This window comes from Corynebacterium accolens, from assembly GCF_023520795.1.
GTDB classification, from domain to species: Bacteria; Actinomycetota; Actinomycetes; order Mycobacteriales; family Mycobacteriaceae; genus Corynebacterium; species Corynebacterium accolens.
This window is the reverse complement of record NZ_CP046605.1, coordinates 116891-142440: the sequence shown is the minus strand read 5'-3', so window position 1 is coordinate 142440 and position 25550 is coordinate 116891. Positions and strand designations below refer to the sequence as shown.

The following is a 25550-nucleotide window of genomic DNA, read 5'->3' as shown; positions in this document are numbered from 1 at the left end:
GATTCAACTTAGACGAGGGCTCTATTCTTTGCAATCTAGGCCACAAGTGTAGCGTAGTTTGGCTTCATTGTTAGATTGTCTGCCGCTCGGCTGTTTCCGATACGGAAGTCTTTACTTAGGAAACCGCGGGCTAGAGCGTCGTCAATCATTTCGTCTAGCGCCTGATCATATTTTCCATGAAAAGTACTTTTTATGTCTTCATATTCACGCTGAAATGCTTCATCAATTTTCCCTTCTCGAATTAATTGGGCCTGCTCTTCTTGGTATTTCTTTGCTGCAGGCTTGCTTCCCCAGGACAAAGTCTCCTTATGATCTGCTGGGTCCATTTGAATTGAGGGAGCATTGTTACGATTCATTCCTTTTGGAAGTGACCCCTTCTCTTTTTTGATCGCGGAAGAGGAAATGATGTGGTGCCGCTGGACTCTGAATGCTTGGAGCGGGTTGGTCCAAGCACGTGTCATAAGTTGATAGTAGTTTCCTCCTCGATAGATCCTTCCCGATATTGAACCAACAGTGCATTTCGTGCTTGCAATTTCTTCAAACCGCAGGCGTTCAAGGAAGCTCGTACTATTTAGCGCAAATTGGACTCGATTTTTGGGTGAGGTAGATGAGCTGAGGGAAACGAGTCCGCAGGATGGGATGTTGTGAAGTTCTTTAAGCTTGGTTGAACGTTCGGCGCGTCGTGCGCTGAGCAAATGGCGGATTTCGCCAGTTTTGCTTAAGAGTCTACGCAGGACAGGTATTGCTTTGCCTGCTTTTAGAAGTTTCGAAGCTGGGAGCAGGCTTACCGCTGTCCATAGGCAACCAGAAATCTCACCATGGAAGCAGTTAATAACATCGGTAACCCCAATGAAATCAAGAAGAAGATTTAATGCTTCTTTTCCAATCGCTTCCTTTATGCTTTCGAGAATTCCGGGTGAACTTGTGTTTACGCCGTCTTGAATTTTTCCAGCTTCGTAAGCGGCTTGAAGCTCTACTTGTTCGTTTTGCCATTTTTCGGTTGCTGCTTGGTATGCAGAATCTGCAGCCTGCGCAGCGGCTGCAGCATCTTTACCAGCCGCTGCAGCCGATCCTCTTGCTTGCTCTGCAGAGGATCGTGCTTGATTAGCCGATAAGTGGGCATCTAAAGCAAAGCTTTGTGCTTGATCAGAATTCGCAGACGCTTGGTTTGCAGCTTGTTCAGCTTGGTTTGCAGCTGTATGTGAACGTTGTTGCTGTTCTTTTGCAAAATTCAGTGATTCTTGCGCCGATGCCAAAGACATATGTGCTCGTTGCGCTGATTGCTGAGCACGGCCAGACCATTTCGTAGCTTCCTGTGCAAATGATGCGGCTTTCCGAGCATCACCATAGGCGGAAAAGTAGGACTCCTGTGCCTTAGCGGCTTCCTCTGCTGCTCGGTGAGCTGCAAAGAAGCCTTTCTCTAACAGCGCGTTGACCTGTTGGTCATGGGTGTTCTTTTCGGCATCATTTGCGCTTTTTCGAGCTGCTTCGATGGTGATGAACTCATTGAGCCCTTCTCGGTCTCCTAGAATTGCAGCTTCCGCAGCAGCTTTTAGTTCCGGTCCGCCTGTTCTTTCCAATTCGTAGGCTTGTTGGAGTTGATCTTCATGGAGAGCTTTGGAATAGCCGGTCCCGTTGACAAAATCATCAAGAGCATCATATGTTCCCTCGGAAATAGCTGCGTCTGCAGCTTGCTGGACTGCTTTTCCGGCGTTTTCTTTGAGGCCCCAGGCCTTTTCAAGCAGAATAGGGGTGCGAAGCCGTTTCACTTCGTCGGTTGCAAACCAATGAACGACTACACCGTCTGCATTTACCCATTCCTCGGCTCCATTGCGAACCTCCTCGTTCGGGTCGGTTGCCCACCACGTTCTGAGTTGGTTTCGCTCATCATCTATTAACGCGGCAGAATACCCGTTTGTAGCAAACTGCCGAAGATCTTGGTCTGTCCCGCTTGATAGAGCTAATTTTGCTGCTTCGGATACGGATGGACCGCCGACTATCGCTGCAGCAATCGTTGCATCGCGAAGCTCACTGATATCGCTTGGCTCAGAAAGGCTCGCCCCAAAGCCATCTGCCGACTCTTCAAGCTCAGAATACGCCCCCAACTTCCTTAGCGTTGCTTCAAATTTCTTACGCCTATCTAGTTGATCGCTTTTATATTTATCGTCACGGGCCTCATCTTCATTTGCTTGAATTGCTTGGTCTTTGAGGTATTGGGCTTCTTGTTCTTGGCGCTGGGTGGCAACTTCTTGAGAAAGTTTAGCGATGTCATTGGCAAGGTTGATGGCCTCGATAGATTTTAAGGCTGCTTCTTGGGCTGATTGAGCATTAGCACCGGCTCGTTGTGCGGCGGCAGAAGCATTGCCGGCTTCTCGTGCTGCGTCTTCAGCGGCTTGGGCGCTTTTATTTGCGTGGTCGGCGGCTTGTCGAGCAGCTGTACGGGCTTTTCGTACTAGTTCGGTAATCTGGTTGACGATTCCATCGACTTCGTTAGAGGCTGCGCGTGCTCGAGAGGCTGCTGCTCGTGCTCGTGCGGCACCTGCTCGTGCTTCTGCAGCGGCTTGGTCACCAGCTCCTGCGGCGGCTGCTGCTTCGGATGCAGCGGCTGCTGCCGCATCAGCATTGTTTGCAGCGCTGGCTGCGGCACCACTGGCGGTGCGGGCAAAACCGGCAGCAGCGTCTGCGTGGACAAAAGATTGCGCGGCTTTGTCAGCAGCCCGTGCAGCATCACGAGCTTGTTCGGCTGCTTGGCGCGCTTGAGATGCCATGGAGGCGTCATAGCCTGCCGCAGAAGCACGGGATGCTGCTTCTTGGGCTGCAATCCGTGCCCGAGAAGCAGCAGAGGCTGCACGAGCTAGAGCATCGGCAGTTTGGGCTAAGGCTTGTCGTGCTTCTGCTGCTGCAGCCACTGCGTTATCGGCTACTTGGGCAGACTGGTTAGCAAGCTTTCCTGCCGACGCTGCGGCATTGCCTGCCCTTACTTGTGCTGCATCGGCGGCTAGTGCCTCATCTTTTGCTTTTTGAGTAGCCTGTCGAGATGCCTCTGTTGCCCGTCTGGCTTGGTCAGCGTTTGTTGCAGCGAAGCTTGCGGCACGCTGGGCTTTATCGGACTCTTCGATAGCGGTATCGACCAGTTCGGTAATACTCATCTTCTCTGAGTCTTGGGCTGCATCAACAAACTGCCCATAGCGAAGATACGACTCAATTGCTGTATCTGTATCTGTCATCAGTGCTTCAGAAGCGCCTGCAGCAACTGATGGAAGTGGGGATCGGGAAAGTTCGTAGACTTCGCGTCGTTTATCATCCCAGCGAGCTTTATCTGCACCTGTAGCTGCAAACTCGCTTAGGGCTTCTTCAGTGTCTGTAGATAGTGCCTGTTCGGCTGCTGCTTTAAGGACACTTCCTTCTGGTGCTTGGGTAGCTTTCCACGCTGTGGCACGATCATCTTCGGTTTGGGCTGTTTGCCACCCAGTATCGATAAAGTTGCTGAGACTGTCGATATCACCTGCATCAAGTGCCTGTTTGGCTGCGTTTTGAACGTTTTCTTCAGATAGTGAAGAGATTGTCACCACTATTTGGCGAAGATCTTGAGTGCGGGCCTCATCCATGCCTGATTTCGTATAAGCAGATAATTCTTCTTGCCCGCCCCGAAGTACTTCTTCAGCAGCTGCCTGCGAGGCAGGGAAGTTGGTGCTCACCATTTCAATGGCATAGTTTCTCGCTTGCTGTTCATCAGCAATCTCAGCGCCCAGGTCGCGTTGATCTGCTTGGGCAAGCGCATGCGCTGACGAAAGGCTAAGCCCTACTGCAGCAGCGGTGATAACGGACATGATTTTTCGAGCGCAATGTGTCACTGTCTTCGCAGGGTGATGATGCTTGTAGCGCATGTGCGGACTTTCTTATCTATAAGGTATGGATTAATTGGGCGCTACGCGTTACGGCGAAAGCAGCCTGAAAAGGCATACACAGTGGCGGCCCTTTTATTACATGTTTTGCGTTTACTTCCCGGGTAGGGCAAGGCCCTGGTCAATAAACCACACCGATTCACTCGTGCGAGAAGTCGTGGTCGCAACCTTTTGCGTCCCACTTGCTGTGAGAACACGATTTTGATTTAGTGCCGAAGCAAGGCGAGTTCCTGTGGGAGTTTCTGCCACACTTGCAGGACACCACGTTGCACCTTTGGCGTTCGGGTTGCTTTGAACAGCTACCGATCCGTTAGAGTGCATGGTCAAGAAGACGCCTGGATATGCAGCTGCTTCCAAGGACAGGCACTGAGAACCATCGCGGGCTGGGACTACTTTAAAAGACGCATCGAGGCGATCATTAAAGCCTGAGTTCCTATCTATGCTTGATAGTTCTACTCCGGACCACGACAATCGCAGTATTTTTCCGCCGGCATATCGGCCAGCAGAACGCATACTGATCACGTGCGGGTTGGCGGTATCCACGCTAAGGTCACCAGTGCCAGCACCATTTGAGGTCGCTACCGGGGTAACCTGCATTTCAACAACAGTAGAACGATTATGTCCAACGTCGATGCTTTGGATTTTTCCTGGTTCCACTACTCGCTGCCAGTACACATCACCATCAGGCAATTTAAAGGCCACTGAAACCGGTACTTTTAAGCGATTGACAACTCCATACGATCCCGTAATGTTCACGGCCACCCAGCCTGTGGGCTTTGTAAGGAAAAAGCACGCTTTAGAATTTTCCAGCTCCGAAGAATCAATACGCACATACTCCGCCCCAGTAGCACAGTCTTTTTGAACGAGGCCACCGTCGCCTGCTGTGATGGTCACAGGCGTTTCCGCTAGTGCAGGAGATGTAGCCAGACCAGCAGAAACTAGGCAGGTAAGTACCCCGATAGATAAGCGTTGGACAAAAGAATTCACAATAGGCTCCTTGCTTTTAGGTACGTAGTTGAACACCGTGGTTACTTCGACAACGGGATATACGTCGTCGAGGAAGAGTCAATTGTTGAACGCACAGTTCCGGCAAACTTGCTCCATACCTGTGAACCAATGTGATCGGAGCTAAAAGGACCTTGAACCTTTGAGGTCTGTGTCGGACCAAAGGATTCAACTACGAGACGAACCCATGTTTTGTCAGAGCCGGTGTAGGAAGTTTCTACGCTGTCGTTGTCAAAGACAACATTGTCATCACCGGCATTGGGGGAAGTTACTTCATCGAATCGGATGTTTAGTGTTCTGCCGCCGCCTTCAGGATGATCGCTAGCAGTAACCAGTGAGAATCCCTCATCAGAGATACGTTCTACGGTTACTTTGCTTTTAGCTCCGCCCACACCGGTAAAAGTGCATACAGAGCCCTCGGTAATTTCGTCAGGACACCCGGAGAGGGGAAAGTATTTATCCATGTTTTGGATAACCTCTCGATAGACCCCGGCTGCATGCCACCGCTTGAAGTCGGTGGTGTTAAACAGTGGATAAATCTGACGGTAGCTTGAAATATTTTGATTGTCATAAGCCTCTAGGGCCTTGCCAGTAGGCTTAAAATACTGAATAGATCCGCCCTGGAAATCCTGCTTTATGCCTCCGCCTGCAGCGTATTTTTCCGATGTGGGAAACTTCAAAGAGCTACGCTCCCATCCCTGACTTCCCCAGAAATCCCGAATGGGGCCAGAAATACTGTGGCCTCCGCTAGCTTGTGACCAGTAAATAGATCCGCCTTGAAAATGGTTGTAGCGCCCAGTCTTTTCCGGGGTAAGCAACTCATCAGTGGTTGGGTACCCTAGCTCACCGGTCTCCCAGCCTTGCTGAGCCCATTTATCGCGAATGCCTCCCCACACTTGATGAGCATCAGTCTCTGGCGACCAGTAGATAGACCCGCCCTGGAAATGGTTAAACCGCCCCTTACCATCAGGGGTCTTCAACTCATCCGTAATGGGATATCCCAAGGCCGCGCCTTCCCAGCCAAGATCTCCCCACTTATTGCGAATACGCCCACCCACTTGGTGAGCAATTCCATTATCAACACCAGCATGCCAATAAATGGAGGCATCCTTAGCAAACACCTGGAACCGACCATTATTTTTAGCTACACGCTCATCAGTTGTAGCGTCGCCAAAAGTCTGCCACCCACCAAGCCGGTGATACGCCTCTTCAATACGGCCACCAATCCAATGGCCGTGAAAAACCTTGGCGCTTGAAACACCAGCACCAGCAAAAGTAACACTGGCACATACCGCAATAGTTGCAGTCAACTTCTTAGCGAATTTCATCCGTAGCCCTTTCCCGCCACCGCATTTAAAAACAGCTAAACACCAGATAATTGACAGATAAGGTTAGGGTAGCCTTACGCATACGGGTAGTCCATAGTTAAATATTTAGGAACTTTCTTAAAACCTAAATAATTCACCAAAACGCCAGGTAACACATGCACAGCCTTGATTTTCAAATCCTGGAACGACACTCGAACCAACCTATATGGGGGTATATTAGACCCTAATCTAAACATTCATGCTGCACATACAGTCTCGACAGTGTAAGAAACTGAGAGCTTCCGCCCCATTTGGGCAAGGTGGGGGTCCCGGTGTTACGCCTTGTAGTTGTCTCTGTAATCTGGTAAGAGGCAGCGAAGGTCATGTATGGGGGTATTAATTTCGTGGGGTGGGCCTAGGCAAAAGCCAGCCTCAACAATCCCACACAAGAATGGCGCACCAGAAAAGACATCGTCTGGGACAGAAGGCAAAGTCACCGTCCGCTACGACGGCAAACTCTTCCACCTAGGCATCGGGCGCGCATTCAAGAAACAAAAATCCTCATGGCCATCGCCGACAACCACATCACTAGCTGCGACCGGAGAAATCATCACCGAGCACTACATCGACACAGCCCGCGACTACCAAAAGCCCTACTGGAAAAAAGGGGACCCACCCCTAAACCCCAAATAACAAGAAAACCGGCACCCAGAACAAAAACAACTGAGATGCCGGTTTGTCAACGATGTCGCGACTGACCTGTCAAGCATGTCGCGACTCATGACACCTGCGGAGACGGCGGGATTTGAACCCGCGGAGGAATAAACCTCGCCGGTTTTCAAGACCGGTGCATTCGGCCGCTCTGCCACGTCTCCATCGTGCCGAAAAGGCAACTTGGTTAGCTTACTAAACCGGTCCGCGCGAATCACATTGCCCCACGAGGAAATGGACGTGGCGCACACCACACCTTCTCCATTAGATTGGCGGTATGAGTGCTACACAGATGAAGGCAATCGTCCAGACCGATCCTGATACCCCACGGTCGCTAGAGCTGCAGGACGTAGACGTTCCTGAGCTGCGATCCGGCGAGGTACTGGTGAAGGTGAAGGCAGCGGGCGTCAATCGCGGCGATATTCTGCAGACGATGGGCGCGTACCCGCCGCCGCCAGGGGCATCGGAAATCATTGGCCTAGAGGCCGCCGGCGTGATTGAGGATGCCGGCGATACGGATTGGGAAACCGGTACCGAGGTGGGCTGTTTGCTCGCGGGCGGCGGCTATGCGGAATACGTCGCCGTCCCGCAGGGCCAACTGCTTCCGCTGCCCAAGGGATTTAGCTTGGAAGAAACCGCGGCCGTGGTTGAGGTCGGCTGCACCGTGTGGTCCAACCTGGGCATCGAGGCGGGCCTGCACGAGGGCCAGCGCGTGCTCATCCACGGCGGTGGTGGTGGCATCGGTACCTTTGCCATCCAGGTGGCAAAGGCGCTGGGCGCTGAGGTGGCTGTTACCGCCGGCTCGCAGGAAAAGCTGGATCGCTGCCGCGAGCTCGGCGCGGATATTCTCATCAACTACAAGGAGCAGGATTTCGTCTACGAGTTCAAGGGCAGCTGCGATGTCATCCTAGATATCATCGGCGCGAAGTACCTGGAAAAGAACATGAAGTGCCTGGCCAAGGACGGCAAGCTCATCATCATTGGCATGCAGGGCGGCACCAAGGCGGATATCAACTTAGCCCCCATGCTGCCGAAGCGCCTAACCATTCAGGGCACGACGTTGCGCGCGCGTGACTTGGACGATAAGGCAGAGATCGTCGCCGGCACCATCAAGAATGTGTGGCCCATGCTGGAAGATGGCCGCGTGAAGCACGCGCTGCATGGCACGTACCCGCTTGCCGATGCCGCCCAAGCCCACACCGCCCTCGACAGCGGCGAGGTCACCGGCACGCTGGTGCTTACGGTGTAGATTCCCGGCGCGCCTTACTCAAGCGAACCTAGGCGAGCGAGGCAACGACGCGAACGAGGTGCTCGATATCGTAGTGGGTATTAAACGGGCCTAATGCCACGGTGACGGCACCGCCGATCTCTTCCACGCCCATTTCCGTAAGCAGCGGCGTTTGCGGGGCCAGGGTGGTGACGAGCCCATTATCAAAGAGGCGCTTGTACACCGTCTCCGCGGGCACGCCCTGGACCGCAAAGGTAAGGCGCGGCAAGCGATTATCGGACGCACCCGCTGCTGCCTCGCCGGTAATACCCAGGATGTGCACGGCGGGAAGCGTGCTCAAAAATGAGTACAGATCCGCGCGCAAGTCCTCGAGGTAGGCGCTCAGGGCGGTCATGGACTTATTAAGCCGCACCCGGCGCGATCCCTTATCCCCACCGGCCAGGGCCGCGAGGTGGTCCACCAGCGGCCCCACGCCGCCGGCCAAGCCGGAGGAGACGGGAGTTTCTAGCTTGCGGCCGTCTTCCTTGGAATAGATGGGATTTAGGGCATCCAGGCGGCGGAGCATGCGCGTATCGCGGAAGACCAAGGCGGCCATTTGGGGCCCGCCAAGCAGGCCGATGTCGATGCCCACGATATCCGCGCCCAGCTCATCGAAGCGGATGGGGCGGTAGGGCGCGATTGCGGAGACATCGAGAAGCGTCCAGGCACGCGAGCGCCCCCGCACCGTGTCAATGATCTCCTCGGCCGGGGATACCGTGCCCAGAAGCTCATGCGCGGCGGAAAAGGAGACGAGCCTGGTGGAGCCATCGACAAGCTCCGCGAACTGGAACCCCGGCAATTCGCCGGTGCCCAGATCCGGCTGCGCCCAGCGGATATCGGCGCGCACCTCAGAAAAAGCGGAATACAGCGTGGGCGGGTCCAGCTTGGACAGCACCACCGAGGAGTTGCTGCCCAATAGCGGGCGTGCCGCGCGCGCTAAGGATTGATACAGCACGGGCAAGGATGGGCCAAGGACCACGCGGTCCGCCTTGGAACCGGTGAGATCCGCAATGGCCATGCGCGCTGCCGCGTAGTTGCCATCGCCTGCCAACCGACCCGGCTCTGGCGCGGCCGAGTGGGCGCCGCCTGGGCCCTCTTGCGTCGCTACCGCCGTCGCCATCCGGAAGGACCGGGCAACGCCGGAGGTCACGCGCTCCGAAATTTGGGGCACCGCGTGCGCGTTGAGGTACGTCCAGCCATCAGATAGCCCGGTGTACAAACCTCGCGCACTAAAGACGTCATAGTGTGCCGAAGCTGCTGGCATTAAGTCCCCTTCTTCATCGCACTGAACAACTGCCACCACGTGGCGGTCGATTCCCTACTGTATACGCATTTGGCTTCAGTTTCCCAAATCTGAATTTTCCCTGGGCATCGCTGTTTTCGCAGGATAGCGGCGTGTAGTTCCCCGTTTGCCCAGCACGCGCGCTAGGGTGTTGGGCGTGCAAGATAACAATCAACTGCGCGCTGATATCGCCCGCATGACCTCCCAGCCAGAAGGCGAGGCCGTCCCAGCGTCCCAGTCCATGACCCTCAAGGCTGCTTTCGCGGACCTTACGCGGGGTGCACAGCAGCGTGAGCTGTGGTTCAAGCTGGGCCTGCAAGATATCAAGCAGCGCTACCGCCGCTCTGTCCTTGGCCCGTTCTGGATCACCATCGCCACCGGTGTGATGGCGCTTGCCTTGGGCCTGCTGTATTCCATGCTTTTCCAGATTCCCGTCGCGGAATTCCTTCCCCACGTCACCGTGGGCCTTATTATGTGGACCTTCATCTCGGGCTGCATCAAGGAAGGCGCCACGGTCTTTATTGAAAATGAGGGACTGATTAAGCAGCTTCCCGCCCCGCTTTCGGTGCACGTGTACCGCCTGGTGTGGCGCCAAACGCTGTTTTTGGGCCATAACCTCATCATCTGGCTCTTGCTCATTATGATCTTCCCGCGCAACCTGGGCTGGGAATTCTTCCTCTTCATCCCCGGGCTGCTCCTCCTGCTCATCAACGGTGTGTGGGTCACCATGTTCTTTGGCATCATCGCCACGCGCTTTCGCGATGTTGCCCCACTGCTAGAGGCCCTGACGCAGCTATTGTTCTACGTCACCCCGATTGTCTGGATGACCAATACGCTCAAGGACCAAGGCGGTGCGGTGGCGGACCGCGCCCGCATCGCGGAAATCAACCCGCTGTATCACTACCTGGAAATCGTGCGCGCCCCAATGATTGGTGAGCCCGTTGCCGCCTACCACTGGTGGATCGTCATCGGCTGCACCGCAATCGGCCTGTTCATCGCCGGGCTAGTCATGCGCAAGTGGCGCTTCCGCGTGAGCTACTGGGTATAGCCTCCCTTCCTTTACTCCCATCCCCACCATGAGGCTCGTTGAAAGGATAAAAACTAATGGTCTCAATCGATACGTATAACGCGTGCGTGGACTTTCCCATCTTTGATGCTAAATCCCGCTCCCTAAAAAAGGCCATGCTTTCTACTGCGGGCGGTGCCATTGGGAAAAATGCCCACAACACCGTGGTGGTTGAGGCGCTGCGGGATATTAACCTGCACCTGCGCGAAGGCGATCGCGTCGGGCTCGTTGGCCACAATGGCGCCGGCAAGTCCACGCTGCTGCGCCTGCTTTCCGGCATCTACGAGCCCACGCGCGGTACTGCCGATGTCCGCGGGCGCGTCGCCCCCGTCTTTGACTTGGGCGTGGGCATGGACCCGGAGGTATCCGGCTATGACAACATCATCATCCGCGGGCTGTTTTTGGGCCAGTCCATCAAGCAGATGAAGAAAAAGATGGATGAGATCGCGGAGTTCTCCGAGCTGGGCGATTACTTATCGATGCCCCTGCGCACCTACTCCACCGGTATGCGCGTGCGCCTAGCCCTCGGCGTGGTGACCTCCATCGAGCCGGAAATCCTGCTGCTGGATGAGGGCATCGGCGCCGTCGACGCCGCCTTCATGGCCAAGGCCCGCGTGCGCCTGCAAGAGCTGGTTAAGCGCTCCGGCATCTTGGTCTTTGCCTCTCACTCCAATGACTTTTTGGCGCAGCTGTGCAATACCGCGCTGTGGATCGATCACGGCGAAATCCGCTCCGTGGGCGAGGTCTCCGAGGTCGTGGGCCAGTACGAGGGCCCAGAAGTAGGCGAATACGTGCGCGATCTGCGCCAGCGCTTTGAGGGCGAAGAGGCAGCCGGGTAGAAGCTAGCGCAGCATCCCCAGCAGCTGCTGGCTCAGCCCGGAGACCCCCACGTGCAGGTCATCCGGGCGTTTATAGGTGTCGGCCTCCACGCGCGCAGTCACGTGCCGCTGCGAACTATTCTCTGGCCCCGCCTTTTCTTCTCCTTCAGAAACCACCTGGTAACCCAGCTTCTGGCTCACCCGCGCCGAGGCCTCATTCTGTGCCACCCAGCTCGTGGTCATCGCCTGCGCGCCCAGGTAATCGAGCCCAAAGGCCACCACCGCGTGCCGGATGAGCGTGCCCACACCCTGGCCCTGGAAGCGGTGAAAGACCCACGACCCGGTCGCGATTTCTCGCGCCGTAGCAAAATCCTCCGCCCGCGCATCGATGGTGCCCAGGATTTCCCCCGAATGCACCTCGCGCACGATGAAATCCAAGGACCATTTCTCTGGGCACAGCTGCGCGCGGTTGGTCCACCGGAACTGGGCCGCCGCTGCAGGCGTATTCATCCCGGGCTTAAAGAGCCACGGAAAGGCATAATCCGGAATGTCTGCGCCGTAGATATCCTCTGCCGCCACACCGGCGATTGCCGCAATATCCTCATCGCGCATCACGCGGAGTTCGATGCCGGGGTGGGTAGTATCGCTCGCGTATATCCTTAGCCCGAACGGTGGCCACATGCTTTCCATAGAAAGTCAGCTTAGCCCACGCGGAGTGTTTATCCGCGGCAGATCCATTCCCCGGTGGCAAGATGGAACGCATGACTGCCACCCTTGATTCCACCGGTACCACCGCTGCCGTCATTGTCACTCACCAGCGCGCGGACTTGCTGCGCGCCTCGCTCGAAAAGGTAGTCAACCAAACCCACCCCGTCGAGTGGGTCATCGTGGTGGATAATGGCGCCGAAGATGCGGTCCGTGACGCGGTGGAATCCCTGGCAGGTGATCGAGCGGTCTATGTGCCGTCCAAGACCAACCTGGGCGGTGCGGGCGGTTTCGCCCTCGGTTTCCTTACCGCGCTATCACTGGGTGCCGATGCCGTATGGTGCGCCGATGATGATGGCCGCCCCGCTGATTACGGCGTATTAGAAGAGCTATACCGCGTGGCAGGAAATAATAACCTGCACGAGGTCTCGCCCGCCGTGTGCAATATCGATGACCCCGGCCGCCTGGCCTTCCCGTTGCGCCAAGGGTTGGTGTGGCGCCGCCGCATGGAGGAACTCGAGGGAGACTTCCTGCCCGGCATCGCCTCTCTGTTTAACGGCGCCCTGATTTCCGCCGCGGCAATGCAGACCATCGGCGTGCCTGATTATCGCCTCTTCATCCGCGGCGACGAGGTGGAATACCACCGCCGCCTGGTCAATTCCGGGCTGTCCTTCGGCACCGCCTTGACCACCAGCTACCTGCACCCAGATGGCTCGGATGAATTCAAGCCCATCCTGGGCGGCAAGATGCATACCCAGTACCCGGAAGGCGAGTTCAAGCGCTTTTTCACCTACCGCAACCGCGGCTACCTGCTGTGGCAGCGCGGCATGCGCAAGCTTTTGCCCCAGGAATTTGCCCGCTTTGGCTGGTTCTTCTTGGTCCAACGCCACGATCCGGCAGGCTTCCTGGAGTGGCTCAAGCTGCACAACCGCGGGCGCCGCGAGGATTTCCGCCGCCCCGGCACTCGCTCCTAAGGCGCAGCAGACCTACTTTTCTTTAAAGATAAAGACCCGCTGGATGGCAAAGTTGGTCACCGTCGCCACGCCCTGGGCAATGACAAAGGCGATGGTGTCTTTCACCGCGCCCTCAAAGCCTAAGGAAATCAGCGGCTCATTGAGCACCCAGTACAAGAAATTCTGCACGGCAAAGGTGGATACGTATAACACGCCCACCGTCGCGGCCGTGCGTCCGGACACCTTCGTGCCAAAGGTCCAGCGCGCATTGGCCAGGTAGGCAGCGATGGTGCCAAAGACCCAACCAATCGCCTTCGCGCCAGAGCGGTGCAGACCTAGATGGGTCAATAACAGCGTCAACCCATAGTCAATGACGGCGGCAAAAACGCCCACCGCAATAAATCGCACCAGCTGCTGCTTCAAAGAGCTGGAGGGGCGCTTTACTTCTGCAGCATCTTCAAGTGGATTAGTCACAGGCAGTTAGCTTACCCGCGCAGCAGCGCGCGGTACATGTCTAGGCGGTACACCGGCGCGGCGGCGTCCTTGCCGTAGGCACCAATCTGGGATAGCTGGTGCAAGGAGGCATCGCACAGCGCGCGAATCTCCGCGCCTTTCAAGGTGTTGCCATCATCGTTGACCCAGCCCAAGGCATCCATGGTGGTTTCCACCACAGAATCGGTCAGCTCATCACCGCCCATGCAGGATAGCGCCAAAGCCATGGACCAAAAGGCATCCTTGCCCTCATTAGTAACCTCACGCGGCAGGCTAGCCAGTGCCTCGGCGGTGGCCGCGGGCAGGTCGCTTCCGCGGTTTAAGTCCATGGCCTGTAAGAGGGGAACAAAGTCATAAAGCTTGGTGCGCTCGATTAATGCCCTTACCTGGGGTTTAACCTGTGCCAAGACTTCATCGGTGATCTTTTCACCGGTTAATGCCCGGTTCACCGCGGTAAGTTCAAAGGGCGCGAAGAGGCTTCCCGAGCCGCCCACGCACAGCGCGCTGGGGGTGCCATTATCGCGGGGATAGATTTCCGCGACCACCAGCTCAAAGTCCCAGAGGCCCCACACAAAATCGATCTGGTCGCCCTCGCGCCAGAGGAATTCGGAAGCCTGGCGCTCGGGGTCAAGGCGCGGACCGCGGGCATCGGTGTGCTCATAAAAGTGCCACGGGGACTTTTCATCCGGCAGCCCAAAGCAGATGTGCAGCACTTTCTGCAGCTCATGCAGGGTAAGCGCATCGCTAAAGCCGATTTGGCGGTGGACCTCCTCATCCGCGCGGATATTGGAGGCTTGGCAGATGACGGTGAGCGGTTCCCGCTTTAATGACAGCAGCGGGTCAGCACGGCGAGCCCGCGCCTGTGCAATATCGGTGACCCCTGCATTCATGGGCCCCACCATACGCAAATTTTAAGAAGCCAGTTTTTCTATATCGCGCGCTTCGAGCTCGCTGATGATAAACGTCGTCGCCGCGCCGATTGCTCCCAACAGCGTCCACGGGCGCTTAACGCCGCGCTTGCGCAGGAAAGACACCACCTTGCGGGACACGGCTACATCGGCCCACAAAGCAAGGCCCACCAAGATGAGCACCGCGGCCAAAATGGCCCAGAGCTTTAGGCCCTTATCCGCAAATTCCTGCGGGGAGCGCGGTTCATCGCCATCCTCTTCGGCTTGGGCGTTGGTATAGGCCACCAAGGCGCCAAAACCAATCGTGGACAAAACATAGGCGGTGATAAGGCCCTTTTTGGATTTGATCCAGTCCGGGTAGGAGGTGACGATGCCTTGTGCGGCAGCTTGGGTGATGCGGCCTGCCAAGGTGTCATCGAGGGCGTAATTATCGCGGGATTTTTCTGCTGCTTCGTGGTTGTTTGTCATAGCGACCACTCTAAGCGGCGGTAAGCTATTGCGCATGTACTCGGAAAAGACAGAGCATATGACGCCGGCCCAGCAAGCCGCTCAGGATGAGCGTGCCGAGGACGATAAGCGCAACGGGCATTTTGAAGCAACAGAGCACACCAATCTGCCGCTTAGCCCCTTTATGACGCGCCTGATGGCAGAGGAAATGCCGATTTTGGATTCCACTTCGCGGCGCCGCGTGTACGAGATTTTAGGCACCTACGAAGGGCCCACCATTGAGTCCCAAGCAAGCCTGCCGGAAGAAATCCGCGAGATCATGGATCTCTGAAACACACCATTCGGGGCCGCCTGTGTGCCCCACGATGTTTTAAATATCACGAACGTCACTCCAGCCACCGCACTATGAGCTAGGTAGGCTGGTACATCGATACAATCCGTCGAGCAAAGAGTAAGAGATGGAACTACATACCACCGAAAAGTCCCTGCACGGCTGGGGCCGCACCGCCCCCACGACCGCCCATGTGCTGTCCACGGAAGACGTGGACGTCATCAAGAACGCAGTGGCACAGGTTGCGGACGATAACTCGGACAAGCCCGCCCACCTGCGCCGCGGCGTCATCGCCCGCGGCATGGGACGCTCCTATGGTGACCCCGCCCAAAATGGCGGCGGCCTGGTCATCGACATGCAAAAGCTGAACAAGATCCACTCCATTGACCCGGAGACCGCGCTTGTCGATGTCGATGGTGGCGTCACCCTTGACCAACTAATGAAGGCCGCGCTGCCCTATGGCCTGTGGGTTCCAGTCCTGCCGGGCACCCGCCAGGTCACCATCGGCGGCGCCATCGGCCCCGATATCCACGGCAAGAACCACCACTCCGCCGGTTCCTTTGGCAACCACGTGGTCTCCATCGAACTGCTGGTTGCTGATGGCCGCGTACTCCACCTCACCCCAGAGGGCAGCGAGGATGACCCGAGCGGTGAGCTCTTCTGGGCCACCATCGGCGGCATGGGCCTTACCGGCATCATCCTGCGCGCTACCATCCGCATGACCAAGACGGAGACCGCCTACTTCATCGCGGATACGGATCGCACCGATAACCTGGAAGAAACCATTGCCTTCCACTCGGATGGTTCGGAGCACAACTACACCTATTCCTCCGCCTGGTTCGATGTCATCTCCCCTGAGCCGAAGCTAGGCCGCTCCACCATTTCCCGCGGCTCGCTGGCCACCTTGGCGCAGCTCGAGGAATTGGCCCCCAAGCTGGCGAAGGATCCGCTGAAGTTCAACGCGCCGCAGCTGATGACCGTGCCGGATATCTTCCCGTCTTGGACGCTGAATAAGCTCAGCCTGTCCGCTGTGGGCTTGGCCTACTACACCATGGGCGCGCCGGCGAAGAACCAGGTCAAGAACTTGACGCAGTTCTACCAGCCGCTCGATCTCATTGGTGAGTGGAACCGCGGCTACGGTTCCAAGGGCTTTTTGCAGTACCAGTTCGTCGTTCCCACAGAGGCCGTGGAGCCATTCAAGGAGATCATTCGCGATATCCAGCGCTCCGGCCACTACTCCGCGCTCAACGTATTCAAGCTCTTCGGCGAAGGAAACCGCGCGCCGCTGTCGTACCCGATGCCGGGCTGGAACGTCTGCGTGGACTTCCCCATCCGCCCGGGCTTGGGCGAGCTTCTCGATGACCTGGATCGCCGCGTCATGGAATTTGGCGGCCGCCTGTACTTGGCAAAGGAATCGCGCACCTCCGCCGAAAACTTCCACAAGATGTACCCGGGCCTGGAAGGCTGGCTCAAGACCCGCAATGACATCGACCCCACCGGGGTCTTTGCCTCCGATATGTCCCGCCGCCTCGAGCTGCACTAATCACTGGACTCATAACCACCCTCATGAAGGAGATTTTTCAACCATGCTTAATGCAGTAGGCCAAGCCCAGCACATCCTGCTTTTGGGCGGTACCTCTGAAATCGGCCTCGGCGTTGTCGCCGAGTTCCTTGAGCGCGGACCCGCCAAGGTCACCCTGGCTGCCCGCGCCCAGTCCCCGCGCATCGAGAAGGCACAGGCTGACCTAGAAGCCCGCGGCGCGGATGTCGAGGTCGTGGACTTTGATGCCACCGACTTTGAATCGCACCCGGCGGTCATCGATAAGGCCTGGGAGCGCGGCGATGTCGATATCGCCATCGTGGCCTTTGGCACCCTGGGGGATCAGGAAGAGCTGTGGCAAAACCACGACAAGGCCGTGGCTTCTGCCCAGACCAACTACACCGCCCCCGTCTCCGTCGGCGTGCTGTTGGCCGAAAAGTTCAAGCAGCAGGGCCACGGCACCATCGTGGCGATGTCCTCGGTGGCCGGCATGCGCGTGCGCCGCTCCAACTTTGTCTACGGCGCCTCCAAGGCCGGCGTGGATGGTTTTTACATCAACTTGGATGAAGCACTGCGCGGTACCGGTGCCAACGTGCTCGTCGTTCGGCCGGGCCAGGTTCGCACCAAGATGTCGGCCGAGGCCGGCGATGCCCCGCTGACCGTCAACGTCTCTGACGTGGCCAAGGCCACCGTGCAGGCGGTACTGGATGGCAAGCAATCCATCTACGTCCACCCGCTGTTCAAGTACGTCTCGTTGGCATTCAAGTTCATCCCGCAGCCTATCTTCCGCAAGCTGCCGTTCTAACCGCGGTTCCGGCGTGCCTCGCAGCGCGCAGGGTACGCAGGGCCCCTAAAAGGCCCGCGGCCCTGCGCACTTTGCTAGTTAATAAGCCAGCTCACACCGCGCCTTATCCCAGAAGTGGGATTAAGGTATGCGAAACTAAAGGGCATGACAAGCCCAGCTACGCCTTCCCAAAAAGCTCCAGCGAGCGAGAAGAATCGCACCACCGCGTATCACGCAGATGCACTCCCCCACCGCTCTACCCTGCTGGGTATCCTTTTCGCCGCCCTCGGTGGCGGCATCGTCACCCTCCTTGGTTGGTATGCTTTCAAGGCGGTATCCCTGCCGTCCTTTAATACCTCCATGGTCACCCGCGCGCTATCTACCGTCGGCGTCGTCATCACCTTGGTTCTAGCCGGTGGATTTAGCGTGTGGTGGATTTATGACCACTACAAGGAGACTTTCTCCAGGCCGCGGTGGCGCACGTGGGTGACGTACGCGGTGACCTACCTATCGCCGGCCCTTCTCACCCTCGCGTCTATCGGCCTGCCGCTTTCTGCTTCGCGCTTGTGGCTCGATGGCGTACAGGTGGACCAAGCATTCCGCACCCAGTTCCTTACCCGCTCGGTGGATCAAATGGGCTATGCGGACATGAACTACCTGGACATGCCCACCTTCTACCCGTTGGGCTGGTTCTGGCTGGGCGGGCGCCTCGGCTCGTTGCTCGGAGTCCCAGGCTGGGAGGTCTACCAGCCCTGGTCGCTAATTTCCATCGCGGTAGCAGGCTGCATCCTCGTTCCCATCTGGCAGCACCTCACTAAGTCCCTGCCCGTGGGAACCGCAATCGCGCTGACCACCACCGCCGTCACGCTCACCATTGCGGCGGAAGAGCCATACTCTGCCGTTATCGCCATGGGCATCCCGGCCATTGCGGTCTTGAGCGCTAGGGCTTTCCAGGGATCGCGCTTATCCACCCTTGCGGTGGCGCTGTACCTGGGCATTTCCGCCACGTTCTACACGCTATTTACTGGTGCGGCCGCGCTTACCGTCGTAAGCCTCATTGCGGTATTTACCGCATTCTATGAGCGCACGTGGCGCCCTCTTATCCGCCTTATCATCATCGCGGTTATTTCTATCGCCATCGCGCTCATCGCATGGGCACCCTATCTCTGGAGCGTACTGCACTCCTCTGCCCCGCTGCAGACCACCGCGCAGCACTACCTGCCGGAAGAAGGCACGCAGATACCGGTGCCCTTCTTGTCCTTGAGCATCGTCGGATTCCTCTGCTTGGTCGGCCTGGTCTACATCGTCATGCGCCTGCAAAACACGGAGATGCGCGCGCTCGGCCTTGCCCTCATCGGCATCTACGGGTGGATCATCTTATCCATGGTGGTGACCCTGGCCGGCACCACGCTGCTGAGCTTCCGCCTCGAGGTCATCGTGGTGCTGCTCTTTGCCACCGCCGGCATCCTCGCCCTAGGGGAGGTGCGCACCGTTGGCATCCACCGCCTGTACCCCGCTAGCTTCTCCAGCGCGGGCAATAAGCGTCTGACCGCCGTCTTCGGCGTCATTTTGACGCTGGCGGGTGTGTTCTATGCCCAGCAGATCCCGGAGGAAAATGAGGATGCCATCGACTACGCCTACCGCGATACCGATGGTTACGGTGAGCGTGGGGACCGCTTTACCAGCGATTCCTCCCACCACTACCTAGATATCCACAACTTCATCCAGGACCAGGGCTATACCGCCAATGAAACCGTGGTCCTCACGGATGAAAAGACATTCATGGCCTACTACCCGTACTGGGGTTTTAACGCCTTTACCAGCCACTATGCCAATCCGCTGGGCGAGTTTACGACCCGCAATGACCAGATTGAAACCTGGGCGAATGACTCCTGGGAGCAAACCCCAGAGGAATTCAAGGAGTCGCTGGATTCCACCCCATGGCGCGGGCCAGATGTCATGATTTTCCGCGGCGATCTGGACAATAAGGACGACGGTTACAAGCTGCACTTGGCCGAGGATATTTATCCCAACCAGCCCAATATTCGCTTCCGCGCGGTCTTTTTCAACGCCGAGGTTTTTGACAAGGGCTGGGAGCTCAAACAAACCGGTCCTTTCGTAACAGCGGTACGAACCCAGTAAGTTCACCCACACTTCGCCCGTGTTATCGGGCGTGCACCCAAGAAGTAGGGCGTATCTGACGTACACTAATCGCCGTGTCAGATAGCCTAACTGTGAATTCGAATAAAGCGAGATCTTCCGGCTTGAGCTTTTCCACCGCCCCTAAGGGGTTGCGGTGGACGGCGATCATTGCCGGATTGATTGGCTTCTTGTGTTTTATAGCCACCCCGCTGCTGCCGGTGGATCAGACCCAGTCGTCTTATGATTGGCCGCAGCATGATTTGGTGCAATCCATCAACGCACCGCTTATCTCCGTGGCTCCCGAGTCGCTAGAGGCCACCATCCCCATGTCCGCGGTCAATGAGCTGCGCGATGGCCAGAACATGGTCTACGGCACCGTGCCGCCGGAGTCAAAGAAGGCCTCGAACCGCGGGCTCTTCGTCCGCGCCAACGATGACGGCTTATCCGTCGTCTCGCTCGATGAGGTGCTGCTTACCCTCAACGCCAAGGAGGTAGCGCAGCTTGACGATGCCGCCAAGCTCAAGATCTCCGCCACCGGCGACGGCACCACCGTCAGCGTGGGCAAGCATAAGAAGACCACCGACGACGATCTGCGCCCGCAGGTAACCGGCGTCTATACCGAATTGGACGATAAGGCCGACGTGCAGCGTTTGGTTGATGATGGCCTCAATGTCCACGTCGATATCAACTCGCGGTTTACCTCTTCGCCTTCGCCGATTAAAACCATCGCCATGTGGCTGGGCGCCGTCATGGTCATTGTGTCCCTCTACTGCCTCTGGCGCATCGACCGGCTTGATGGCCGCCGGTTGAAATTCATGCCGGAATCGTGGAAGAAGGTGCGCCCGCTTGATGGCGTGGTCGCCGCCATCTTGGGATTCTGGTACATCTTCGGCGCCAATACCTCGGACGATGGCTTCATCTTCTCCATGAGCCGCGTCTTCGATAACGCCACCTACATGGCCAACTATTACCGCTGGTACGGCGTGCCCGAGGCGCCTTTCGGTGCGCCGTATTACGACCTCGTCGCGCTGCTGTCCCAAATCTCCACCGCGTCCGTCTTTGTGCGCCTGCCGGGCTTGATTGCAGGTCTTATCACCTGGTTTATCCTCTCGCGCGAAATGCTGCCGCGGTTTGGGGAGGTCATCGACAAGCGCCGCGTTAGCCACTGGACGGCCGCGCTGATGTTCCTAGCCTTCTGGCTGCCGTATAACAATGGCATTCGCCCGGAGCCGATCGTGGCCTTCGGCGTCATGCTGACCTGGGCGTCGTTTGAGCGATCCATCGCCACGCGCCGCCTCTTGCCCGCCGCGGTGGGTACCATCGCCGCTACCCTGACGCTGGCCGCTGGACCAACCGGCCTATTTGCAGTCGGAGTCTTCCTCGTGAGCGTGCCCCACCTTTTCCGCGCCATGAGCGAGCGCGTTCCCGCCATGGGCGGCGGCTCCACCGGATGGCTTGCCCTCATCGCACCATTCTTGGCGTCTGGCACCGCCATCATGGTCGCAGCATTCGGGGATCAAACCTTGGCCAATGTCATGGAATCCACCCGCGTCCGCTCTGAGGTCGGCCCGTCGCTGCCGTGGTATTCGGAATACGCCCGCTACTCCACGCTCTTCCAAGAATCCGTGGACGGCTCGCTGACCCGCCGTTTCGCTGTATTTACCATGCTGTTTTGCCTGGCACTTATTGCGGCGGCGGTCATTAAGGATCGCCGGATCAGCGGCATCGCCGTTGGCCCTACCCAGCGCCTGCTCATCATCGTGGCGCTGTCCATGTTCTTCCTCATGTTCACTCCAACCAAGTGGACGCATCACTTTGGCATCTATGCCGGAGTAGCCGGTGTCATTGCCGCGCTCGCCGCCGTGGTCCTCTCCCGGTTTGCGCTGCACTCGCCGCGCGCCCGCACCTTCAGCATCGCGGCGGTCATCTTCTTGCTCGCGCTAACGTTCGCGGGCTGGAACGCATGGTGGTATGTCTCCTCCTTCGGCATCCCGTGGTGGGACCGCACGGTGCAGTTCAAGGGTGTTGAGGCCAATAAGATCCTGCTGGCCATCTCTTTAGTCGTCCTCGCGGTTGGCGTGGTGCAATCCCTGCGCCACGATCACCGCAAGCTGCAGGCGCAAGAAGACGGCACTGTGGAACAGTTCAAGGACGACGCCGCGGCCAAGGTATCGCGCTCGGCCGGCATCATGTCCGCGCCCATCGCGCTAGCCTGCGCCATTGTGGTGGCTTTTTCCATGGCCTCTTTTGCCAAGTCCACCATCGCCCAGGCGGATTCCTACTCCGTGGGCAAGGGCAACCTCGCGTCCCTGCGCGGCGATACCTGCTCGCTGGCCAACGAGACCTTGGTGGAGACCAATACCAATGACTCCTTCCTCACTCCGGTCAGCGGTAGCTTGGGCGATTCGCTCATCAATGAGGACGAGACCCACGCTGGCTTCGGGCCGAATAATATCCCCGAGTCGATCGAGCCAGAAGACCAGAACTCTGCTTCCGTTGGTGCCATCGGTGGCAGCTCGGGAGACTCCGATTCTGCCTCGCAGGACGCGACCTCGGGCTCGGATACCGAATTGGGCGGCGATGACTCCGATTCTTCTGGTTCCTCTGATTCGCAGGAGACCAAGCGCAAAAAGGATGAGCACGCCCGAGAGACCACTAATACCTCTGAGGGCGGCGTGCGCGGCACCGAAGGAGTCAATGGCTCCACCATGCATTTGCCCTTCAACTTGGACTACACCACCGTGCCGGTCTTGGGCTCGTACTCAGAGGACCAAGAGGCCACCTCGCAGGTGACCACGCAGTGGTACAACCTGCCGGAGGCAACCGAGAAGACCCCAGTGCTCGCGGTTTCTGCGGCCGGCAATATCTACCACCATGACGTCAACGGCGTGGAACAAGACGGCATGGAGCTCACCTTGGAGTACGGCACCATCGATGAGGATGGCAACGTCAGCAATAAGGGCGAAGAGGAGATGTCCGCCGTCGGTGCAACCCCCAAGTGGCGCAACCTGCGCATCCCGATGGATAAGCTGCCTGACGATGCCAACGTGGTTCGCCTCGTGGCCAAGGATGACTCCACCGACGAGGATGACTGGATTGCCTTTACCCCACCGCGCGTGCCGGAGTTGGACACCATCAATAACCAATTCCCCAAGGAAACCCCAGCCTTGCTGGACTGGGCGGTGGCCCTGCAGTTCCCCTGCCAGCGCACCTTTGACCACTACGCCGGCGTGACCGAGATTCCGGAGTACCGCATCCTGCCGGATGCCTCGGCGCAGACCTCGCTCACGGAGTTCCAATCCTTCGCCGGTGGTGGCGCCATGTCCACCGCGGAAGCGGTGAACTACTCCTACGAAATCCCGAGCTACCTCAACAACGATTGGGCGCGCGACTGGGGTGCCATTGAAAAGTACGAATTGCGTACCGATTCGCAGGGCAATACCCCGGCCGACGCGGAGATTGATTACGAGGACGTTACCCGTTCTGGACTGTGGAAGGAATCCGAGATGAAGATTCGCCCCGAGGACGAGCAGTAGGCCCACTGTCCCCGTTGCTGCGGCCCGGTCCGGACTGAGAGCCGGACCGGGACCGGGATCGGGACTGGGGCCGCAGCCGACGTACCAGCCAGTCGCCGGCGAAGAAGAGGAGCAGCGATGCTCCAAATAGCGGCGCAATGATCGAGTAGATCACAACCCCTGCCACCACGGCGGGGGTTATTTTTAGCTCGGGGAGGCGGCGGCGCGGCTTATTCCACCACATCCACAGCCCGGCGATGCTGATGACGAGAAGGCCCAACGCCAGCGCGGCCAAGGCCACCTGGCTGTAGATGCCGAAGAGGGTGCCCATGTGCAATTGGATAAGCCAGGAGGTAAGCCGGGCGGCCAGCGGCCAATCCGCCGAATTGATGCGGTCGATGACACGGCCATCTGCGGTTACCGCGACGGCATCGCTACGCAGCTTGTATGCCGCGCGCCCCTCGCGCACCGTCCAGGCATCGCCGACCTGCTCCGGCGGGGTCATCCGCAGCACCCCGGTAAGCCCCTCACTGCGAGCGGTGGACAAGGCCGTCTGCGCGCCCTCGAGCACGTCGTTGTCCGTGACCTCACCACTGCTATGCCCAGCGTGGCCCTCGTGACCCCCGTGGCCCTCGTGACCCCCGTGGCCCTCGTGGCCAGCATGCGCGCCGGAACCCTCGCCTGCCCCTGTGCCGGCACCGGCTTCTGCCACAGAAGTTGCCACGGACGGTTCCTTCCAGTTGAGCTCCTCGCGCACCTTGCCAATATTGCTGCCGGCAACCATCGACCAGGTCAAGCCGGTGATGGTGAGGAATAGGAAACCGGGCAGCAACCAGCTGCCCAAGCGGGCGTGCACCCGCAGCGCCTTATTGTTTTTCTTCTGGGTTTTCTTCCTGCGCTTGAGCCACAGATAGACACCGGCGATCGTCAGCGCACCGAGCCAGGACGCAGCGAGCTCCGCATAGATGCGGCCGGGCTCGCCCAGCCACAGGGTGCGGTGGCCGTTGGATAGCCACGTGCGCAGTGGCAGCGCCCGCGAGCCTCCGTATTGTTGTTCTTCGCCGGTAATGCGCAGGTCTACTGGATCAACGAATACCGCATGGGTGTAGCTAGGGCTCTTAGCATCTGGATCCGTGAACAGCACGCGGGTGGTCTCTTCTGGATCTTCAGACGCCTCCACCGCGGCCACCGCAGCGCCGGGGTGTTGGCGCTGCGCCGCGGCGATCTGATCGTCCAAGCTGCGCGGGCTGCCCTGCGCGGTGGCGGTGATTTCATCGTGGTACACCCACTGCTCAAGGGTGGGCGCGAGCGCGTAGAAGAAGCCGCTGAGCGCGGCAACAATGAGGAACGGCGCGACGATCACGCCGGCAAACTTATGCAGGCGCGATAGCGCACCATGAGTTGTAGTCTTCATGGCTCACTAGTCGCAGCCTTATTGGCATAAGTTCCCGATTATCGCTGAAATAATGGAGCCTTAATCTATTGCGCCAGCTCACCGCGCAAAAATTCGGCTGCATCCTGCACCCGTTGGCGCGCCACGGCCGGGGTGGATACGCGGTGGGTCGAGACATAATCGCGCTCGTGCGCCTGCGGGATGTGGACGCGATCGGCTACCTCGTCCTCGGTCGCGGTCTGCACGAAGGTCTCGGGGAATTGTTTAGGCAGCTTATAGCCCACGCGGTAGTCCTCCGGCAGGTTGGCCAGAGCGCCGAAATCGGGGAAGGTGAGCAAGAGGGCATCGGCAGGCGCGAGCGCTGCCAATGCACCGCCGGAAGAATATCCCCACGTGGTGACGTGGGAGGCGCCCTGCTCGCGGGCGTAATCAATGGCGCGGTTGACCGCCGCGACCATGTCTTTGACCGTATGCTCCGGCGCGAGCGGATAATCCACGTCAATGATCGTGGTGCCGGATAGCTGCGCGGCGGCGGCAACTTCGGGGCGCCACTGCATTTCCAGCGCCTTGCCATCGCCGCGCCACCAGCCGCCGGAGTGCAGCGATACCGCCCACCGGCCGGTGGGCTCAGAGGGGCGAAAAATGGCGCCGACCTCGGCGGATTCTACGGTAATGCCGTCCGTAAACGCCGTGCCGGGCAGCGCATGATTAACTCCGGTGCCCAGAACCATCATGGCGGCGTGGGTGATGCGGTCTGGCAACAGTGCGCAATACTGGTCCGCCTCCGGCGAGCCACCGCCGGCCCAAGGCGGGCGGAAATCCGGCGTCTCATAATGGGCGTCGATATAAGAAACCAGCTGCTCTAGCTGTTCTTCCTCGCTCATCTGGCGGTCTTGCCCGCCGATGCGCCATTCTTGGCCGGGCTCTAGCGGCCGGTGCGGATCTTTATCGTGTGCATCAGTCATATCCCCGAGCCTAC

General features: G+C 58.2%; 19 protein-coding genes and 1 tRNA gene. 9 read left to right on the top strand and 11 right to left on the bottom strand.

Features of this window, described 5'->3' with window-relative positions; all coding sequences use genetic code 11:
• Positions 1-35: 35 nt before the first annotated feature.
• The 4 genes from CACC_RS00655 to CACC_RS00640 form a co-directional block, all read right to left on the bottom strand.
• A complete protein-coding gene (locus CACC_RS00655) occupies positions 36-3887 on the bottom strand; it encodes a coiled-coil domain-containing protein (RefSeq protein WP_035108241.1) in 3852 nt (1283 codons plus the stop codon).
• Between the two features lie 111 nt (positions 3888-3998).
• Positions 3999-4892: an AbfB domain-containing protein gene (locus tag CACC_RS00650; RefSeq protein ID WP_081445466.1), complete on the bottom strand. Its 894-nt coding sequence runs from the start codon at positions 4890-4892 to the stop codon at positions 3999-4001.
• Between the two features lie 41 nt (positions 4893-4933).
• Entirely contained in the window at positions 4934-6238 is a 1305-nt protein-coding gene (locus CACC_RS00645; protein WP_005276330.1) for an LGFP repeat-containing protein, read from the bottom strand.
• 769 nt (positions 6239-7007) lie between these two features.
• Positions 7008-7092, bottom strand: a tRNA-Ser gene (locus CACC_RS00640).
• A gap of 128 nt (positions 7093-7220) precedes the next feature.
• On the opposite strand from CACC_RS00640, the gene CACC_RS00635 reads away from it, so the two are divergent.
• Positions 7221-8177 carry an NAD(P)H-quinone oxidoreductase gene (locus tag CACC_RS00635; RefSeq protein ID WP_035108239.1) on the top strand — a complete coding sequence of 319 codons (957 nt, stop codon included), beginning with the start codon at positions 7221-7223 and terminating at the stop codon, positions 8175-8177.
• Between the two features lie 28 nt (positions 8178-8205).
• On the opposite strand, the gene CACC_RS00630 is transcribed toward CACC_RS00635, so the two are convergent.
• Positions 8206-9459: an aminotransferase class V-fold PLP-dependent enzyme gene (locus CACC_RS00630; RefSeq protein ID WP_005276322.1), complete on the bottom strand. Its 1254-nt coding sequence runs from the start codon at positions 9457-9459 to the stop codon at positions 8206-8208.
• 214 nt (positions 9460-9673) lie between these two features.
• Here CACC_RS00630 and wzm point away from each other — a divergent pair, with 214 nt between their 5' ends.
• The gene (wzm, locus tag CACC_RS00625; protein WP_042404151.1) at positions 9674-10525 is read left to right on the top strand and encodes a galactan export ABC transporter permease subunit Wzm/RfbD; all 852 of its coding nucleotides are present in this window, start codon (positions 9674-9676) and stop codon (positions 10523-10525) included.
• A 56-nt stretch (positions 10526-10581) separates the two neighbouring features.
• Complete coding sequence (gene wzt / locus CACC_RS00620) at positions 10582-11382, top strand: galactan export ABC transporter ATP-binding subunit Wzt/RfbE (protein WP_005276318.1); 801 nt, start codon at positions 10582-10584, stop codon at positions 11380-11382.
• Between the two features lie 3 nt (positions 11383-11385).
• Here wzt and CACC_RS00615 read toward each other — a convergent pair whose 3' ends face one another.
• Positions 11386-12051: a GNAT family N-acetyltransferase gene (locus CACC_RS00615; RefSeq protein ID WP_005276316.1), complete on the bottom strand. Its 666-nt coding sequence runs from the start codon at positions 12049-12051 to the stop codon at positions 11386-11388.
• A 62-nt stretch (positions 12052-12113) separates the two neighbouring features.
• On the opposite strand from CACC_RS00615, the gene glfT1 reads away from it, so the two are divergent.
• Positions 12114-13040 carry a galactofuranosyltransferase GlfT1 gene (gene glfT1, locus CACC_RS00610; protein WP_005276314.1) on the top strand — a complete coding sequence of 309 codons (927 nt, stop codon included), beginning with the start codon at positions 12114-12116 and terminating at the stop codon, positions 13038-13040.
• 12 nt (positions 13041-13052) lie between these two features.
• Here glfT1 and CACC_RS00605 read toward each other — a convergent pair whose 3' ends face one another.
• From CACC_RS00605 to CACC_RS00595, 3 genes are read right to left on the bottom strand one after another with little or no spacing between them, the layout of a single operon-like run.
• The gene (locus CACC_RS00605) at positions 13053-13493 is read right to left on the bottom strand and encodes a GtrA family protein (RefSeq protein WP_005280656.1); all 441 of its coding nucleotides are present in this window, start codon (positions 13491-13493) and stop codon (positions 13053-13055) included.
• 11 nt (positions 13494-13504) lie between these two features.
• Entirely contained in the window at positions 13505-14413 is a 909-nt protein-coding gene (locus tag CACC_RS00600) for a plasmid pRiA4b ORF-3 family protein (protein WP_005276310.1), read from the bottom strand.
• Positions 14414-14422: 9 nt separating this feature from the next.
• The gene (locus CACC_RS00595; protein ID WP_005276308.1) at positions 14423-14887 is read right to left on the bottom strand and encodes a hypothetical protein; all 465 of its coding nucleotides are present in this window, start codon (positions 14885-14887) and stop codon (positions 14423-14425) included.
• A 34-nt stretch (positions 14888-14921) separates the two neighbouring features.
• Between CACC_RS00595 and CACC_RS00590 the strand changes: the two genes are divergently transcribed.
• The 5 genes from CACC_RS00590 to CACC_RS00570 all read left to right on the top strand — a co-directional run bounded on the left by CACC_RS00590 (position 14922) and on the right by CACC_RS00570 (position 23199).
• The gene (locus CACC_RS00590; RefSeq protein WP_005276306.1) at positions 14922-15197 is read left to right on the top strand and encodes a hypothetical protein; all 276 of its coding nucleotides are present in this window, start codon (positions 14922-14924) and stop codon (positions 15195-15197) included.
• Between the two features lie 127 nt (positions 15198-15324).
• Complete coding sequence (gene dprE1, locus CACC_RS00585) at positions 15325-16740, top strand: decaprenylphosphoryl-beta-D-ribose oxidase (protein WP_005276304.1); 1416 nt, start codon at positions 15325-15327, stop codon at positions 16738-16740.
• A 43-nt stretch (positions 16741-16783) separates the two neighbouring features.
• A complete protein-coding gene (dprE2, locus tag CACC_RS00580) occupies positions 16784-17542 on the top strand; it encodes a decaprenylphospho-beta-D-erythro-pentofuranosid-2-ulose 2-reductase (RefSeq protein ID WP_005276301.1) in 759 nt (252 codons plus the stop codon).
• A 144-nt stretch (positions 17543-17686) separates the two neighbouring features.
• Positions 17687-19663: a galactan 5-O-arabinofuranosyltransferase gene (locus CACC_RS00575; RefSeq protein ID WP_005276299.1), complete on the top strand. Its 1977-nt coding sequence runs from the start codon at positions 17687-17689 to the stop codon at positions 19661-19663.
• 74 nt (positions 19664-19737) lie between these two features.
• On the top strand, positions 19738-23199 hold the full coding sequence (locus CACC_RS00570) for an arabinosyltransferase domain-containing protein (RefSeq protein ID WP_244262122.1): 3462 nt from the start codon (positions 19738-19740) through the stop codon (positions 23197-23199).
• On the opposite strand, the gene CACC_RS00565 is transcribed toward CACC_RS00570, so the two are convergent.
• Together CACC_RS00565 and CACC_RS00560 are read right to left on the bottom strand one after the other, a co-directional pair.
• Positions 23138-24592 carry a PepSY-associated TM helix domain-containing protein gene (locus tag CACC_RS00565; RefSeq protein ID WP_005276295.1) on the bottom strand — a complete coding sequence of 485 codons (1455 nt, stop codon included), beginning with the start codon at positions 24590-24592 and terminating at the stop codon, positions 23138-23140. The genes CACC_RS00570 and CACC_RS00565 overlap by 62 nt on opposite strands.
• A gap of 65 nt (positions 24593-24657) precedes the next feature.
• Positions 24658-25536 carry an alpha/beta hydrolase gene (locus tag CACC_RS00560; protein WP_005276293.1) on the bottom strand — a complete coding sequence of 293 codons (879 nt, stop codon included), beginning with the start codon at positions 25534-25536 and terminating at the stop codon, positions 24658-24660.
• Positions 25537-25550 lie beyond the last annotated feature (14 nt).

Excerpts from the sequence above, each read along its gene's own strand:
- CACC_RS00655 (WP_035108241.1), bottom strand. The coding sequence starts at position 3,887 with ATGCGCTACAAGCATCATCACCCTGCGAAGACAGTGACACATTGCGCT.
- CACC_RS00645 (WP_005276330.1), bottom strand. The coding sequence starts at position 6,238 with ATGAAATTCGCTAAGAAGTTGACTGCAACTATTGCGGTATGTGCCAGT.
- CACC_RS00635 (WP_035108239.1), top strand. The coding sequence starts at position 7,221 with ATGAAGGCAATCGTCCAGACCGATCCTGATACCCCACGGTCGCTAGAG.
- CACC_RS00630 (WP_005276322.1), bottom strand. The coding sequence starts at position 9,459 with ATGCCAGCAGCTTCGGCACACTATGACGTCTTTAGTGCGCGAGGTTTG.
- wzm (WP_042404151.1), top strand. The coding sequence starts at position 9,674 with ATGACCTCCCAGCCAGAAGGCGAGGCCGTCCCAGCGTCCCAGTCCATG.
- wzt (WP_005276318.1), top strand. The coding sequence starts at position 10,582 with ATGGTCTCAATCGATACGTATAACGCGTGCGTGGACTTTCCCATCTTT.
- CACC_RS00615 (WP_005276316.1), bottom strand. The coding sequence starts at position 12,051 with ATGGAAAGCATGTGGCCACCGTTCGGGCTAAGGATATACGCGAGCGAT.
- glfT1 (WP_005276314.1), top strand. The coding sequence starts at position 12,114 with ATGGAACGCATGACTGCCACCCTTGATTCCACCGGTACCACCGCTGCC.
- CACC_RS00600 (WP_005276310.1), bottom strand. The coding sequence starts at position 14,413 with ATGGTGGGGCCCATGAATGCAGGGGTCACCGATATTGCACAGGCGCGG.
- CACC_RS00595 (WP_005276308.1), bottom strand. The coding sequence starts at position 14,887 with ATGACAAACAACCACGAAGCAGCAGAAAAATCCCGCGATAATTACGCC.
- CACC_RS00590 (WP_005276306.1), top strand. The coding sequence starts at position 14,922 with ATGTACTCGGAAAAGACAGAGCATATGACGCCGGCCCAGCAAGCCGCT.
- dprE1 (WP_005276304.1), top strand. The coding sequence starts at position 15,325 with ATGGAACTACATACCACCGAAAAGTCCCTGCACGGCTGGGGCCGCACC.
- dprE2 (WP_005276301.1), top strand. The coding sequence starts at position 16,784 with ATGCTTAATGCAGTAGGCCAAGCCCAGCACATCCTGCTTTTGGGCGGT.
- CACC_RS00575 (WP_005276299.1), top strand. The coding sequence starts at position 17,687 with ATGACAAGCCCAGCTACGCCTTCCCAAAAAGCTCCAGCGAGCGAGAAG.
- CACC_RS00565 (WP_005276295.1), bottom strand. The coding sequence starts at position 24,592 with ATGAAGACTACAACTCATGGTGCGCTATCGCGCCTGCATAAGTTTGCC.
- CACC_RS00560 (WP_005276293.1), bottom strand. The coding sequence starts at position 25,536 with ATGACTGATGCACACGATAAAGATCCGCACCGGCCGCTAGAGCCCGGC.